General features: G+C 60.4%; 16 protein-coding genes and 3 tRNA genes. 16 read left to right on the top strand and 3 right to left on the bottom strand.

Annotated elements, in window-relative coordinates:
* Nucleotides 1-308 precede the first annotated feature (308 nt).
* The 3 genes from RWJ89_RS16545 to RWJ89_RS16535 form a co-directional block, all read right to left on the bottom strand.
* Nucleotides 309-521 carry a hypothetical protein gene (locus tag RWJ89_RS16545; protein ID WP_131664227.1) on the bottom strand — a complete coding sequence of 71 codons (213 nt, stop codon included), beginning with the start codon at nt 519-521 and terminating at the stop codon, nt 309-311.
* A 542-nt stretch (nt 522-1,063) separates the two neighbouring features.
* Entirely contained in the window at nt 1,064-1,462 is a 399-nt protein-coding gene (locus tag RWJ89_RS16540) for a hypothetical protein (RefSeq protein ID WP_131664226.1), read from the bottom strand.
* A 100-nt stretch (nt 1,463-1,562) separates the two neighbouring features.
* Nucleotides 1,563-1,638, bottom strand: a tRNA-Val gene (locus RWJ89_RS16535).
* Nucleotides 1,639-2,042: 404 nt separating this feature from the next.
* On the opposite strand from RWJ89_RS16535, the gene RWJ89_RS16530 reads away from it, so the two are divergent.
* The 16 genes from RWJ89_RS16530 to nuoK all read left to right on the top strand — a co-directional run bounded on the left by RWJ89_RS16530 (nt 2,043) and on the right by nuoK (nt 14,230).
* Nucleotides 2,043-2,119, top strand: a tRNA-Asp gene (locus RWJ89_RS16530).
* A gap of 84 nt (nt 2,120-2,203) precedes the next feature.
* Nucleotides 2,204-2,280 (top strand) — tRNA-Asp (locus RWJ89_RS16525).
* Nucleotides 2,281-2,526: 246 nt separating this feature from the next.
* Nucleotides 2,527-2,892: an NADH-quinone oxidoreductase subunit A gene (locus tag RWJ89_RS16520; protein WP_010055493.1), complete on the top strand. Its 366-nt coding sequence runs from the start codon at nt 2,527-2,529 to the stop codon at nt 2,890-2,892.
* The gene (locus tag RWJ89_RS16515; protein WP_003578567.1) at nt 2,883-3,467 is read left to right on the top strand and encodes a NuoB/complex I 20 kDa subunit family protein; all 585 of its coding nucleotides are present in this window, start codon (nt 2,883-2,885) and stop codon (nt 3,465-3,467) included. Before RWJ89_RS16520 ends, RWJ89_RS16515 begins: the two co-directional genes overlap by 10 nt.
* Nucleotides 3,468-3,485: 18 nt before the next feature.
* The gene (locus RWJ89_RS16510; RefSeq protein ID WP_316031150.1) at nt 3,486-4,088 is read left to right on the top strand and encodes an NADH-quinone oxidoreductase subunit C; all 603 of its coding nucleotides are present in this window, start codon (nt 3,486-3,488) and stop codon (nt 4,086-4,088) included.
* Nucleotides 4,089-4,128: 40 nt separating this feature from the next.
* Nucleotides 4,129-4,512, top strand: a complete 384-nt coding sequence (locus RWJ89_RS16505) for a four helix bundle protein (protein WP_026265163.1) — start codon at nt 4,129-4,131, stop codon at nt 4,510-4,512.
* A 61-nt stretch (nt 4,513-4,573) separates the two neighbouring features.
* Nucleotides 4,574-5,764 carry an NADH-quinone oxidoreductase subunit D gene (locus RWJ89_RS16500; RefSeq protein WP_316031149.1) on the top strand — a complete coding sequence of 397 codons (1,191 nt, stop codon included), beginning with the start codon at nt 4,574-4,576 and terminating at the stop codon, nt 5,762-5,764.
* On the top strand, nt 5,764-6,036 hold the full coding sequence (locus tag RWJ89_RS16495) for a hypothetical protein (protein WP_012756961.1): 273 nt from the start codon (nt 5,764-5,766) through the stop codon (nt 6,034-6,036). Before RWJ89_RS16500 ends, RWJ89_RS16495 begins: the two co-directional genes overlap by 1 nt.
* Nucleotides 6,037-6,052: 16 nt before the next feature.
* The gene (locus tag RWJ89_RS16490) at nt 6,053-7,219 is read left to right on the top strand and encodes an NADH-quinone oxidoreductase subunit E (RefSeq protein ID WP_077976229.1); all 1,167 of its coding nucleotides are present in this window, start codon (nt 6,053-6,055) and stop codon (nt 7,217-7,219) included.
* A 10-nt stretch (nt 7,220-7,229) separates the two neighbouring features.
* A complete protein-coding gene (gene nuoF / locus RWJ89_RS16485; RefSeq protein ID WP_003547378.1) occupies nt 7,230-8,534 on the top strand; it encodes an NADH-quinone oxidoreductase subunit NuoF in 1,305 nt (434 codons plus the stop codon).
* Nucleotides 8,535-8,536: 2 nt separating this feature from the next.
* The gene (locus tag RWJ89_RS16480) at nt 8,537-9,253 is read left to right on the top strand and encodes a 5' DNA nuclease (RefSeq protein WP_131640336.1); all 717 of its coding nucleotides are present in this window, start codon (nt 8,537-8,539) and stop codon (nt 9,251-9,253) included.
* Between the two features lie 218 nt (nt 9,254-9,471).
* Nucleotides 9,472-11,553, top strand: a complete 2,082-nt coding sequence (gene nuoG / locus RWJ89_RS16475) for an NADH-quinone oxidoreductase subunit NuoG (protein WP_316031148.1) — start codon at nt 9,472-9,474, stop codon at nt 11,551-11,553.
* A gap of 11 nt (nt 11,554-11,564) precedes the next feature.
* Nucleotides 11,565-12,608, top strand: coding sequence for an NADH-quinone oxidoreductase subunit NuoH (gene nuoH, locus RWJ89_RS16470; RefSeq protein ID WP_077976232.1), 1,044 nt, complete (start codon nt 11,565-11,567; stop codon nt 12,606-12,608).
* A 40-nt stretch (nt 12,609-12,648) separates the two neighbouring features.
* The gene (nuoI, locus tag RWJ89_RS16465; protein ID WP_017959943.1) at nt 12,649-13,140 is read left to right on the top strand and encodes an NADH-quinone oxidoreductase subunit NuoI; all 492 of its coding nucleotides are present in this window, start codon (nt 12,649-12,651) and stop codon (nt 13,138-13,140) included.
* 144 nt (nt 13,141-13,284) lie between these two features.
* Nucleotides 13,285-13,899, top strand: coding sequence for an NADH-quinone oxidoreductase subunit J (locus RWJ89_RS16460; RefSeq protein WP_003547387.1), 615 nt, complete (start codon nt 13,285-13,287; stop codon nt 13,897-13,899).
* A 22-nt stretch (nt 13,900-13,921) separates the two neighbouring features.
* Nucleotides 13,922-14,230 carry an NADH-quinone oxidoreductase subunit NuoK gene (nuoK, locus tag RWJ89_RS16455; RefSeq protein WP_003547388.1) on the top strand — a complete coding sequence of 103 codons (309 nt, stop codon included), beginning with the start codon at nt 13,922-13,924 and terminating at the stop codon, nt 14,228-14,230.
* The last annotated feature ends 6 nt before the right edge of the window (nt 14,231-14,236 follow it).

Here is a 14,236-nt window from a genome sequence, read left to right as displayed (position 1 = left end):
TTACCCGATCGCGCTCTCACATCTCAGTCGGAGAAAACGAGAAAGCGCATCAGGCGCCATTCATAAAGACGCGGGAAAAATGCCGCTTCGTCATCCCGAAATTTGCCGCGTTTCGCGAGGTGTCGACGGGAAAAAACATGCAATGATTTCAACCCCGCAACCAATTTCGGGATTCCGAAGTGCTATATAGTTTGGTGGGGAGATCCCAGCGAAGGCATGGAGACTCTGTCGCAGTCACAGAGGCACAAATGCCCGGGGCTACCCAAGCGAGTCTGGACTGCAAAGATCTGCGAAACTGAGCAGGATCTTCAGATCCCAAGCACGGTCACAAGTGGGGGCGTAAAGTTCTTGAAGCCCACTCTCGGCCAGTCGCACCTCTTGTCGAATTTCGTCTTTGGTTCGTGGCGCTGGCATGTCGGGTTCGTCTTGAATGCATATCCGGGCAGGGTGACATACCTTGCACTTGGTGTGCAAAGGGCAATCGCGATGCACAGCGTCAATGCGGAGCGCAGGGTCCTCATGGCACACCTCCAGGCGTGATGAACCTTCAAGCGCGGAGGTTTTCCGGGCGACGAATACTCCCACTTTTGCCGGCCCCTATCCATTCGCCCAATAGGAGGTGGCGCGGCGGCCGGGAGTAGTCCGTTTGGTGGAGTGCTGGCTTTCAGGCGGGGGCCGCACGTGAACCTGCCGGCGTGACGCCTTGCTGCGCTGGAACGTGTTGCCGAACGCGGCCCCGATTCGAGGCCGACAGTCTCTGCAGATATAGATGCCCCGTGTGGGAGCTAACCCGTCGCGAGGGCTTCGTAAGAGGCGACGCATAGCGCTTGTGCCAGCGTTAGCCACGTGTCAGTGCCTTTCACGGCATCTGTGTTTCCGGAGGTGGGCGCGGGCAAAGCGAGCCCCCACCAAGCCTCTAGCTCGTCATCAGAGAGCTTGCCCGCAAAGCCGTCGCGGAAGCGTCTGGATTACGCTGAGGACAAAAAACTGGTGAAGGCAGGAAATGGCAGACGACGAGCGGCCTCCAAACGACGAGGCATGCTCCATCGCCCCGATCACGATGTCACATCTGCGTCAGAGAAAATGAGAAGGCACATCGGGCGCCGCTCATAAATGAAACCCGGTTTTGGAAAAACGAAAATGTATATTCATCGCCACTTTGACCGCTGTCTCTGAAAGACGCGGGGAATCGGCTGATTGTGCTTAAGACGCCGCGCTGGCTGGTTTTCTTGATTTCCAGGCTGCAGGCTGAATTGTCGGCATCGACCGAAAAAATAATCGGCAGATCTGACGGCATTCTCAGGAGATAGGTCCTGGCTTCTCGGGCCGGGGTTTCTCCCGAGGTCGTGATCGTCTGGTCTCCGGCAGACAGGAAAACCTCTTGCGCGGGCTCTTTGGCAATGCACGGCAGTGCAGCCACGCCAGCGAGAAGCAGCGCAGAGATGATGGCAACGGTTTTCATGAGGTGTCTCCTGACGAAACACGTTGCGCAGATCGTGACCGGATTAGCGAGCTAATTCGGAAGCCTAATCTGATGAACAAGCAGCGGGAAATATTAGAAATGGTGGGCGATGACGGACTCGAACCGCCGACATCCTCGGTGTAAACGAGGCGCTCTACCAACTGAGCTAATCGCCCATCGCAAACGAAGCCGGATCGGCCTGCCGCGTTGGTGGCCGTGATCTATGCGGATCGCGGCAAAACCGCAAGAGTGTTTGTGAAGATTTTTTGATTTTTTTGGTGGTGGTCCCTTGTCTTGCAATGCCGCTCAGGCTCGCCTCGGCTGTGGAAAGGCGAGGGAAGGGCGGCGGGCATCTTCGTTTCGAAGGCACTGCGTCTGCGCCTGAGCATCGCTGCGGAAGACGGAAGTGCCGACTTTTGTTCGTCTGGCATCCAACCCACCGAAACAATTCGCGGACTGTCATGGTTTTGTCTCCAAACCTGCTTGACACTAAAAGGCGAACCCCGTAGTTAGCCGCTCATCGAAACGGGCAGCCGTTTTGGAGAGGGTGCTAGGGCATCCGGACTGCTTGAAATGAATTGCGGGTGTAGCTCAGTTGGTTAGAGTGCCGGCCTGTCACGCCGGAGGTCGCGGGTTCGAGCCCCGTCACTCGCGCCATTTCAAGTCTTGTAAAACGCAAATGCGATTTGTCGTTTGTCCGGTTCTCTTTATCCTCGCGGCCGCAACGTGGCCAATCAATGCGCGGGTGTAGCTCAGTCGGTTAGAGTGCCGGCCTGTCACGCCGGAGGTCGCGGGTTCGAGCCCCGTCACTCGCGCCATTTCTCCTGAAAGCCATGCAGTTTCCAGTGGTCAGCCATGCGCGCTGAAGCGGCTTGCGCGGATTTGTCGCGACATCATTGCATGTGCTTGATAGGGTCCCTCGGATACTGGTCGAATTGCTTCTGTAAAAGTCTTGCGCCGGGGCTCTGGCTGCGCTAACCACGGCTTGTTGCAACGCACGTTCGCTTGCCGGGCATTTGCCCAAATGCGCCGTCTGGCGCCTCCGGCAAGCAGGGATGAACATGATGACTGAACTGCTCAGTTCCTATATTCCGATCGCTATCTTCATTGCTATTGCGCTCGTCATCGGCCTGGCGCTGCTCATCGCGCCGTTCGCTGTGGCTTTCAAAGCGCCTGATTCGGAAAAGCTTTCGGCTTACGAATGCGGCTTCAACGCTTTCGACGATGCCCGCATGAAGTTCGACATCCGCTTCTACCTCGTGTCGATCCTCTTCATCATCTTCGACCTCGAGGTCGCCTTCCTCTTTCCCTGGGCCGTGTCTTTCGGCGCCATCGGCTGGTTCGGCTTCTGGTCCATGATGGTCTTCCTTCTCGTGCTGACCATCGGCTTTATCTATGAATGGAAGAAGGGAGCCCTGGAATGGGAGTAGCCCCTGTGAGCAATCAGCCGCTTGTTGCCCAGCAGCCGAAGGGGATTATCGATCCCTCGACCGGCAAGCCGATCGGCAGCAACGACGCCTTCTTCGGCGAGATCAACAACGAGCTCGCCGACAAGGGGTTCCTCGTCACCTCGACCGATGAGCTGATCAACTGGGCCCGCACCGGCTCGCTGATGTGGATGACCTTCGGTCTTGCCTGCTGCGCTGTCGAAATGATGCAACTGTCCATGCCGCGTTATGACGTCGAGCGCTTCGGCTTTGCGCCGCGCGCCTCGCCTCGCCAGTCCGACGTGATGATCGTCGCCGGCACGCTGACCAACAAGATGGCGCCCGCTCTGCGCAAGGTCTACGACCAGATGCCCGAGCCGCGTTATGTCATCTCGATGGGCTCCTGCGCCAATGGCGGCGGCTATTATCACTATTCCTATTCGGTGGTGCGCGGCTGTGACCGCATCGTGCCGATCGACATCTACGTGCCGGGCTGTCCCCCCACGGCAGAGGCGCTGCTTTACGGCGTGCTTCTGCTGCAGAAGAAGATCCGGCGTACCGGCACGATCGAACGCTAAGGGTTAAGGACAAGGCATATGAGTGAAGCCCTGACTGAGCTTACGTCCTACCTTGGCGAAGCGCGCGGCAACCTGATCGCCGCATCGCAGATGAAGTATGGCGAACTGACGCTGACGACCACGGGTGAAAACCTGGTCGCACTTCTGGCCTTCCTGCGCGACGACGCCAAATGCGGTTTCGTCAACCTGATCGATATTTGCGGGGTCGACTGGCCGCAGCGCGAACTGCGTTTCGACGTCGTCTACCACCTGCTGTCGCCGAAGAAGAACCTGCGCATCCGCGTCAAGGTCGCCACCGACGAGGATACGCCGGTTCCGTCGGCCTGCCCCGTCTATCCGGGCGCCGACTGGTTCGAGCGCGAGACCTGGGACATGTATGGCGTGCTCTTCACTGGCCATCCGGACCTGCGCCGCATCCTAACCGACTACGGCTTCGAAGGCCATCCGCTGCGCAAGGACTTCCCGACCACCGGTTTCGTCGAAGTACGCTACGACGACGCGGCAAAGCGCGTCGTTTACGAGCCAGTGGAACTGAAACAGGAATTCCGCAATTTCGACTTCATGTCGCCTTGGGAGGGGACTGAGTATGTTCTCCCCGGTGACGAAAAGGCGAAGCAGTGAGTAGTGAATAGTCGGTAGTGAGTAGCGGGCAGATATCCGGGTGACGAACGGGAAAATCACTTCCTACCGTGACTTGAAAGTCTGGCAATTTGCTATTGAGCTGTCTGTTGTTTGTTATGAGGTGACGAGAACCTTCCCGCGGGAAGAGATTTATGGGTTGACCAGCCAGATTAGACGATCTTCTGCTTCCGTGGCGGCGAATATCGCGGAGGGCTATGGAAGAGAAAATCGAGGCTCGTTCGCCCAATTTCTTAAGATCGCTCAGGGCTCGTTGAAAGAATTGGAGACGCATTTGATCATCGCCGGACGAATTGGCTTTCTTCAAGCCTCGGCCTTGGACGAATTGCTCGACCGATGCGACGAAATTGGAAAGATGCTGGGATCGCTTATTCGAAGCGTTCAGCACCGGAAAGCTGATGAATAGTGAACGGTCAAAACTAATCACTACTCACTAGCCACTACTCACTCTAAGCGAGTTGATCGCCATGACCGAACATAACGTCCGCAACTTCAACATCAATTTCGGACCGCAGCATCCGGCGGCGCACGGCGTTCTTCGTCTTGTCCTGGAGCTTGACGGCGAAATTGTGGAGCGTGTCGATCCGCATATCGGCCTTTTGCATCGCGGTACCGAGAAGCTGATCGAGACCAAGACCTATCTTCAGGCCGTGCCCTATTTCGATCGCCTCGACTATGTCGCGCCGATGAACCAGGAACATGCCTATGCGATGGCCGTCGAAAAGCTGCTCGGCATCGAGATCCCGATTCGCGGCCAGCTGATCCGCGTTCTCTATTCGGAAATCGGCCGTATCCTCTCGCACCTCCTGAACGTCACGACGCAGGCAATGGACGTCGGCGCGCTGACGCCGCCGCTCTGGGGCTTCGAAGAGCGCGAAAAGCTGATGGTGTTCTACGAACGCGCCAGCGGCTCACGCATGCATGCCGCTTATATCCGTCCGGGCGGCGTCCACCAGGATCTGCCCGAACAGCTCGTGCAGGATATCGGCGCCTGGTGCGATCCGTTCCTGAACGCGCTCGACGACATCGACAACCTGTTGACCGGTAACCGCATCTTCAAGCAGCGCAACGTCGATATCGGCGTTGTCTCGCTGGAGGAATGCTGGGCCTGGGGCTTCTCCGGCGTCATGGTGCGTGGTTCGGGTGCTGCCTGGGATCTGCGTCGCGCCCAACCCTATGAATGTTATTCCGATCTCGAATTCGACATCCCGATCGGCAAGAATGGCGACAACTACGACCGTTATCTGATCCGCATGATCGAGATGCGCGAATCGGTCCGTATCATGAAGCAATGCGTCAACCGCCTGCTCTCGGATGCGAAGACCGGTCCATTCTCGTCGATCGACGGCAAGGTCGTGCCGCCGAAGCGCGGCGAGATGAAGCGCTCGATGGAAGCGCTGATCCACCACTTCAAACTCTATACCGAAGGCTACCATGTGCCGGCCGGCGAGGTTTACGCCGCCGTCGAGGCGCCGAAGGGCGAGTTCGGCGTCTATCTCGTCTCCGATGGCACCAACAGGCCCTATCGCTGCAAGATCCGTGCGCCGGGTTACGCCCATCTGCAGGCGATGGACTTCATGTGCCGCGGCCACCAGCTTGCCGACGTCGCGGCCGTCCTCGGCTCGCTCGACATCGTCTTCGGCGAGGTGGACCGCTGATGCAGCTTCTGCCGCTGGCCGTCGTCATTCTTCTTTCGGCATCCGGGGTTTCGGCTCAGGAGTCCGATAGCCTTGGCACGCCGCTGGGCCATAAGGAAGAGACGCCGCCGGCGCAGCAATCGTCCATGGGTGAGCTTTTGTCCAAGGGCTATCAGATCAAGGCTGCCATTCCGAACGGCAGCAAATTCGTAGTGTTTATGCAAAAAGACCAGTCGGCCTATGCCTGCGAAATGCAGTCTTTGACCGCTTCGCGGTGTGGAACCCTAAACTGACAAGGCGTGAGGAAGAATGTCCGTTCGTCGATTAGCCGAAGATCAATTCCAGCCTGCCGCATTCGCCTTCAGCGATGAGAATGCGGTCTGGGCGGACAAGACGATCCAGAAATACCCCGCCGGCCGCCAGCAATCGGCGGTCATCCCGCTGTTGATGCGGGCGCAGGAGCAGGATGGCTGGGTCACGCGCGCGGCGATCGAAAAGATCGCCGACATGCTCGACATGGCCTATATCCGCGTGCTCGAGGTCGCGACCTTCTATACGCAGTTCCAGCTGCATCCGGTCGGCACCCGCGCCCATGTGCAGGTGTGCGGTACGACGCCCTGCATGCTGCGCGGCTCGGAAGCGCTGATGTCGGTCTGCAAGAGCAAGATCCATGCCCATGCCTTCGAGCGCAATGCCGAAGGCACGCTGTCCTGGGAAGAGGTCGAATGTCTCGGGGCCTGCGTCAATGCGCCGATGGTGATGATCGGCAAGGACACCTATGAGGACCTGACGCCCGAGCGTCTCGAAGAAATCATCGACGTCTTTGCCGCCGGCAATGGCGCCAGCATCAAGCCTGGCACCCAGATCGACCGGGTGTTTTCGGCGCCTGAAGGCGGCCTGACCTCGCTGACGACCGAAGAGCCGAAGGCAAGGACGCGCGCCAAGAAGGCCGATGCCGAAACCGTGTCGGCTCCGGTCGACCGCGCGCCGGTGCCGCCCTCCGAGGCCGCCCGCCCAAAAAGCACCGATGCCGAGACCAATGCTACCCTGAAGACGCCGGCAACGGCGCCCAAGGCGGCTGCGAAAAACGCAAAGGCAGCCGAGGAGCAGCCGGTCTCCGGCACTGCGGCTGCCGAACCGACGCCGAAAGCTGCCGTCAAGGCCGAGGCTGCCACGGCGGCAAAGCCTGCCCTGACCGACAAGAACCGTCCAGCCGGTATCGAAAAGCCCGCCGCCCCGGACGATCTGAAGATGATCTCGGGTGTCGGCCCGAAGATCGAGGCGACGTTGAACGAAATCGGCATCTTCACCTTCGCGCAGGTCGCAGGCTGGAAGAAGGCCGAACGCGAATGGGTCGATGGCTATTTGAATTTCCGCGGCCGCATCGAGCGCGATGACTGGGTCAAGCAGGCCAAGGCGCTCGCCAAGGGCGGGGAAGCGGAATATATCAAGGTCTTCGGCAAGAAGCCGCGGTAAGAGGTGAAGCATGTTACAAGATAAAGACCGCATCTTTACCAACATCTACGGCCTCAAGGACAAGTCCCTGAAGGGCGCGATGAGCCGCGGCCACTGGGACGGCACCAAGCAGATCCTCGAAAAGGGCCGCGACTGGATCATCAACGAGATGAAGGCGTCAGGCCTTCGCGGTCGTGGCGGCGCCGGCTTCCCGACAGGCCTCAAATGGTCCTTCATGCCGAAGGAAAGCGACGGCCGCCCGCACTACCTCGTGGTCAACGCCGACGAATCCGAGCCCGGCACCTGCAAAGACCGCGACATCATGCGCCACGATCCGCATACGCTGATCGAAGGCTGTGTCATCGCGAGCTTCGCTATGGGCGCCAATGCGGCCTACATTTACGTGCGCGGCGAATATATCCGCGAGCGCGAGGCGCTGCAGGCGGCGATCGACGAGTGCTATGATTATGGCCTGCTCGGCAAGAACAACAAGCTCGGCTGGGACATGGATATCTTCGTCCATCACGGCGCTGGCGCCTATATCTGCGGTGAAGAAACCGCGCTGCTCGAAAGCCTCGAAGGCAAGAAGGGCCAGCCGCGTCTGAAGCCGCCGTTCCCGGCCAATATGGGGCTCTATGGCTGCCCGACGACGGTCAATAACGTCGAATCGATCGCTGTTGCGCCGACGATCCTGCGCCGCGGCGCCGGCTGGTTCTCGGCCATCGGCCGTCCGAACAATGTCGGCACCAAGCTGTTCATGCTCTCCGGCCACGTCAACAAGCCGTGCACCGTCGAAGAGGAAATGGGCATCACCTTCCGCGAACTGGTCGACCGCCATGCCGGCGGCATCCGCGGCGGCTGGGACAACCTGCTTGCCGTCATTCCGGGCGGCGCATCCTGCCCGATCGTTCCGGCCAAGGACATCATCGACTGCCCGATGGATTTCGACGGCCTGCGCGGTGTCGGCTCGTCTTTCGGTACGGCGGCCGCGATCGTCATGGACAAGTCCACCGACGTCATTAAGGCGATCGCTCGTATCTCCGCCTTCTTCAAGCATGAGAGCTGCGGCCAGTGCACGCCCTGCCGCGAAGGCACGGGCTGGATGTGGCGCGTGATGGAGCGCATGGCCAAGGGCAATGCCCAGAAGCGCGAAATCGACATGTTGTTCCAGGTGACGAAGCAGATCGAAGGCCACACCATCTGCGCGCTCGGCGACGCCGCCGCATGGCCGGTGCAGGGTCTGATCCGTAACTTCCGTCCCGAGATCGAAAAGCGCATCGACCAGTATACGGCGAGCGCGCTTGATCACGGCGCGGTTCTGGAGGCGGCTGAATAGTCATGGCGGACAATGCATCCAAGGGTAGGAAAAACGAAGAGGCCGCCGATTTCGCGGCCGGGTTCGGCCGTCTTGCTGCCGAGATGCTGGAAAACGCACGGGCGATGCCGGTGCATCCGCTGATGGCGCATCCGGCAGCTGCCTTTGCCGCCGCAACGGCGATCGGCTTCGGTTTCTCGACCCAGATGGCCGGCGCGTTCTTCGGGGCCTTCCAGAGCGCCCTGGAAACCACCAGCAAGGTCGCGGCCGCCCTCGATGACACGCCGCCGGACGAACTGAAGCCCGATGTCGATATCCGGCCGGAGAATATTCGCCCGGTCGTGAAGGCGGTCACCAAGCCGTCGGCCGAGCAAAAGGCAGGACCGAGACTGACGGTCGTCAAACCGGTCAGCGAGCCGACGCCAGCCAGCCGGCCGAAGCCAGTCAGCCAAGCGAAGCCAGCCAGTCAAACGAAGGCCAGCGAGCCAAAGGTGGCCGTGAAGGCAAAACCGGTTGCGCGGGGGAAGACCGATGATCTCAAGCTGATCGCCGGCATCGGCCCGAAGCTGGAGCAGGTGCTGAACGCCAAGGGCATTCGCAGCTTCGCCGAGATTGCTGCCTGGACCGACGAGGAAATCGACCGGTTCGACACCGAACTCGGCTTCAACGGCCGCATTCTGCGTGACGACTGGACCGGCCAAGCGAAAGTTCTGGCAGGGCGGGGCCGCAGAAAGAAATGAACTGTCCGGCCGTGTCGATCGGCCGGAAAGATGGGCAGGTCGGCGGACGGGCGGGGGCCTCAGGATGCCGGTGCGGGTTCCGGATCTGGAATGCGCGACAGAGAATTTGGGCGACATCAGATGTCGGCAGGACGAAAGATCCGGCTTGGCAATGAGAGTGCTGCAAAAATAGGTTTGTTTGCCGTCATCAGGCAAACGGGAAACAGGACTGAGCGACGATGGCAAAACTGAAGATTGACGGCAACGAGATCGAAGTTCCGGATCATTACACGCTATTGCAGGCGTGCGAGGATGCCGGCGCCGAGGTTCCGCGCTTCTGCTTCCATGAGCGCCTGTCGGTTGCCGGCAACTGCCGCATGTGCCTTGTCGAGGTGAAGGGCGGACCGCCGAAGCCGCAGGCTTCCTGCGCCATGAGCGTGCGCGATATCCGCGGCGGCCCGAACGGCGAACTGCCTGAGGTCTTCACCAACACCCCGATGGTCAAAAAGGCCCGCGAAGGTGTGATGGAATTCCTGCTGATCAACCATCCGCTCGATTGCCCGATCTGCGACCAGGGCGGCGAATGCGATCTGCAGGACCAGGCGATGGCCTTCGGCATCGACACCTCGCGCTATCAGGAAGACAAGCGTGCCGTCGAGGACAAGTATATCGGCCCGCTCGTTAAGACGGTGATGAACCGCTGCATCCACTGCACGCGCTGCGTCCGCTTCACCACCGAGGTCGCCGGCATTTCCGAACTCGGCCTGATCGGCCGCGGCGAGGATGCCGAGATCACCACCTATCTCGAACAGGCGATGACCTCCGAGCTGCAGGGCAATGTCGTCGACCTTTGCCCGGTCGGCGCGCTCACCTCGAAGCCCTTCGCCTTCACCGCGCGCCCGTGGGAGCTGAACAAGACCGAATCGATTGACGTCATGGATGCCGTCGGTTCGGCGATCCGCGTCGACACCCGCGGCCGCGAAGTCATGCGCATCCTGCCGCGCGTCAATGAGGCGATCAACGAGGAGTGGATTTCCGATAAGAGCCGCTTCATCTGGGATGGACTGAAGACCCAGCGCCTCGACCGGCCCTATGTTCGCCGCGACGGCCGCCTGCAGCCCGCCACCTGGGCCGAAGCCTTCGGCGCCATCAAGGCCGCCGTCGACGCCACCTCGGGCGACAAGATCGGCGCTGTCGCCGGCGACCTCGCTTCCGTCGAGGAAATGTATGCACTCTCCGAACTGGTGAAATCGCTGGGGTCGGTCAATCTCGACTGTCGCCAGGATGGGGCGGCACTCGATCCGTCGCTCGGCCGTGCAAGCTATCTCTTCAACCCGACCATATCGGGCATCGACCAGGCCGACGCGCTGTTGATCATCGGCGCCAATCCGCGCTTCGAGGCTGCCATCCTCAACGCCCGCATCCGCAAGCGCTGGCGCCGCGGCAAGTTCCCGATCGGCGTGATCGGCGCGCCGAGCGAACTGCGCTACAGCTATGATTACCTCGGCGGCGGTCCGGACACGCTGAAGGATCTGATCGACGGTACCCACGCCTTCGCGGATGTGCTGAAGAATGCCGCCAAGCCGATGATCATCATCGGCCAGGGCGCGCTCTCGCGCACCGACGGCGCCGGCGTTCTCGCCAGTGCCGCCAAGCTTGCCGGTTCCGTCGGCGCGGTCGTCGAAGGCTGGAACGGCTTTGCCGTCCTCCACACCGCTGCCGCGCGTGTCGGCGGCCTCGACCTCGGCTTCGTGCCGGGCGCCAAGGGCGTCAACGCAGCCGAGATGCTGACGGCGATGGACGTGCTCTTCCTGCTCGGTGCAGACGAACTCGACTTCACCGCCAAGAAGGCCAAGCTCACCGTCTATATCGGCTCGCATGGCGATAACGGCGCACACCATGCCGACGTCATCCTGCCAGCCGCAGCCTATACCGAAAAGTCCGGCACCTGGGTCAACACCGAAGGCCGCGTCCAGATGGGCAACCGTGCAGGTTTTGCGCCGGGTGATGCCCGCGAGGACTGGGCGATCATCCGCGCCCTTTCCGACGTGCTCGGCAAGAAGCTTCCCTTCGATTCGCTCAGCGAATTGCGTGTCCGGCTCTATGCCGCTTTCCCGCATTTCGCTGCCATCGACGAGATCGCCGAAGCCAATAGCGCCCAAATTGCCGCAGTTGCGAAAAAAGCCGGCAAGATGAACAAATCCGGGTTTGCGTCGCCGGTGAAAGACTTCTATTTGACGAACCCGATAGCGCGTGCCTCGGCTGTCATGGCGGAGTGCTCGGCATTGGCCCGCAACAACTTCAAAGTCGCGGCAGAGTAAGGGCAGGGACTATGGATTCTTTCTTTTCAAGCTATGTCTTGCCGGCGATCATCATGGTCGGCCAGTCGCTGCTGCTTCTCGTCTGCCTGCTCGTCTTCATCGCCTATGTGCTGCTCGCCGACCGCAAGATCTGGGCAGCCGTGCAGCTGCGCCGCGGCCCGAACGTCGTCGGTCCCTTCGGCCTGTTCCAGTCCTTCGCCGATCTTTTGAAGTTCGTCTTCAAGGAGCCGATCATTCCGGCCGGCGCCAACAAGGCGGTGTTCCTGTTGGCCCCGCTGGTAACGGTGCTTCTGGCGCTGTCCACCTGGGCGGTGGTGCCGCTGGCCGACGGATGGGTGATCGCCAACATCAATGTCGGCATCCTCTATATTTTCGCGATCTCCTCGCTCGAGGTCTACGGCATCATCATGGGCGGCTGGGCTTCGAACTCGAAGTATCCGTTCCTCGGCGCGCTGCGCTCGGCGGCACAGATGGTCTCCTATGAAGTCTCGATCGGCTTCGTCATCGTCACCGTGCTTCTCTGCGTCGGCTCGCTGAACCTGACCGATATCGTCAATGCGCAGCATACCGGCCTCGGCACCATGCTCGGCCTGCCGGCGTCGTTCCTCGACTGGCACTGGCTGTCGCTCTTCCCGATGTTCATCATCTTCTTCATTTCGGCACTTGCCGAAACGAACCGCCCGCCCTTCGACCTTCCGGAAGCCGAATCGGAACTCGTCGCCGGCTTCATGGTCGAATACGGCTCATCGCCATACATGATGTTCATGCTCGGCGAATATGCGGCCGTCTGCCTGATGTGCGCGCTCACGACGATCCTCTTCCTCGGCGGCTGGCTGCCCCCGGTCGATATCTGGATCCTCAACTGGGTCCCAGGCATCATCTGGTTCACGCTGAAGGCCTGCTTCGTGTTCTTCATGTTCGCGATGGTCAAGGCCTTCGTTCCGCGCTACCGCTACGACCAGCTCATGCGCCTCGGCTGGAAGGTGTTCCTGCCGCTGTCGCTCGCCATGGTCGTCATCGTTGCATTCGTGCTGAAACTGATGGGTTGGGCATGATGCTGCCCGCTCTCGTTTTCGGCAAAATTGGAGGTTGAAGATGGCAAGCTTGTCCGGCTCCATCAACTCGCTGTTTCTCAAGGAATTCGTCGGCGCGTTCTTTCTGTCGATGCGCTATTTCTTCCGCCAGAAGGCGACGATCAACTATCCCTTCGAAAAGGGTCCGGTCTCCCCGCGTTTCCGCGGCGAGCATGCGCTGCGCCGTTATCCGAACGGCGAGGAACGCTGCATCGCCTGCAAGCTCTGCGAGGCGATCTGTCCTGCCCAGGCGATCACCATCGAGGCGGGTCCGCGCCGCAATGACGGCACGCGCCGTACGGTGCGCTACGACATCGACATGGTGAAGTGCATCTATTGCGGCTTCTGCCAGGAAGCCTGCCCGGTCGACGCGATCGTCGAAGGCCCGAATTTCGAATTTGCGACGGAGACCCGCGAAGAGCTCTACTTCGACAAGGCGCGGCTTCTGGATAACGGAGACCGGTGGGAGCGCGAAATCGCCCGCAACATCGCGATCGACTCGCCGTACCGCTGATTGAGATTTTGAAATGCCGCGCTGGAGCTTAAGCGCTCCTGTCGTGGTCAACATGCACAGGAGCTTTGCCGGTTAGCGCCAGGGAAAGCACCATCGGGCAGGGAAACTCCCGGCTGCCCGGGGGAAGATGAAAAAGGCACCAACATGGGTCTGCAGGCTCTATTTTTCTATCTTTTCGCCTTTGTCGCGGTGGCGTCGGCGTTCATGGTCATCTGGGCGAAGAACCCGGTTCACTCGGTTCTCTTTCTGATCCTGGTGTTCTTCAATGCGGCCGGCCTCTTCCTGCTGCTCGGTGCCGAATTCCTGGCGATGATCCTGCTTGTCGTCTATGTCGGCGCCGTCGCCGTCCTCTTCCTCTTCGTGGTGATGATGCTCGATATCGACTTCACCGAACTGAGGGCCGGCGTTCTCGAATATGCGCCGATCGGCGGGTTGATCGGGGTGATCCTCGCAGCCGAACTGATCGTCGTCATCGGCGGCAGCGTCATCTCGCCTGAGATCGCCAAATCAGTCGCCATGCCGATCCCGGCGCTGAGCGAGCGCACCAATACGGCCGCCCTCGGCGACGTGCTCTACACCAATTACGTCTATTTCTTCCAGATCGCCGGTCTGGTGCTCCTGGTCGCCATGATCGGCGCGATCGTGCTGACGTTGAGACACCGCACCAACATCAAGCGGCAGAATATTCCCAGGCAGGTTGCCCGCACGCCCGCCACCGCCGTCGAGGTGGTGTCGGTCAAGCCCGGGCAGGGCGTCTGAGGCAGGTCAAGGAACAAAGAACATGGTCATCGGACTTTCCCACTACCTGACGGTCAGCGCCATCCTCTTCACGCTCGGCGTCTTCGGCATCTTCCTGAACCGGAAGAACGTCATCGTCATCCTGATGTCGATCGAACTGATCCTGCTTGCCGTCAACATCAACATGGTCGCCTTCTCCTCCTTCCTGAACGACATCGTCGGCCAGGTCTTCGCGCTGTTCATCCTGACGGTCGCGGCAGCCGAAGCGGCGATCGGTCTTGCAATTCTCGTTGTCTTCTACCGCAACCGCGGCTCGATCGCGGTCGAAGACGTCAATATGATGAAGGGCTGAGTGGCT

It is taken from the genome of Rhizobium sp. 10PS4, assembly GCF_032464805.1.
GTDB lineage: Bacteria > Pseudomonadota > Alphaproteobacteria > Rhizobiales > Rhizobiaceae > Rhizobium > Rhizobium laguerreae.
Note: the sequence above shows the minus strand (reverse complement) of the source record. Positions and strands in the feature narration are given on the sequence as shown.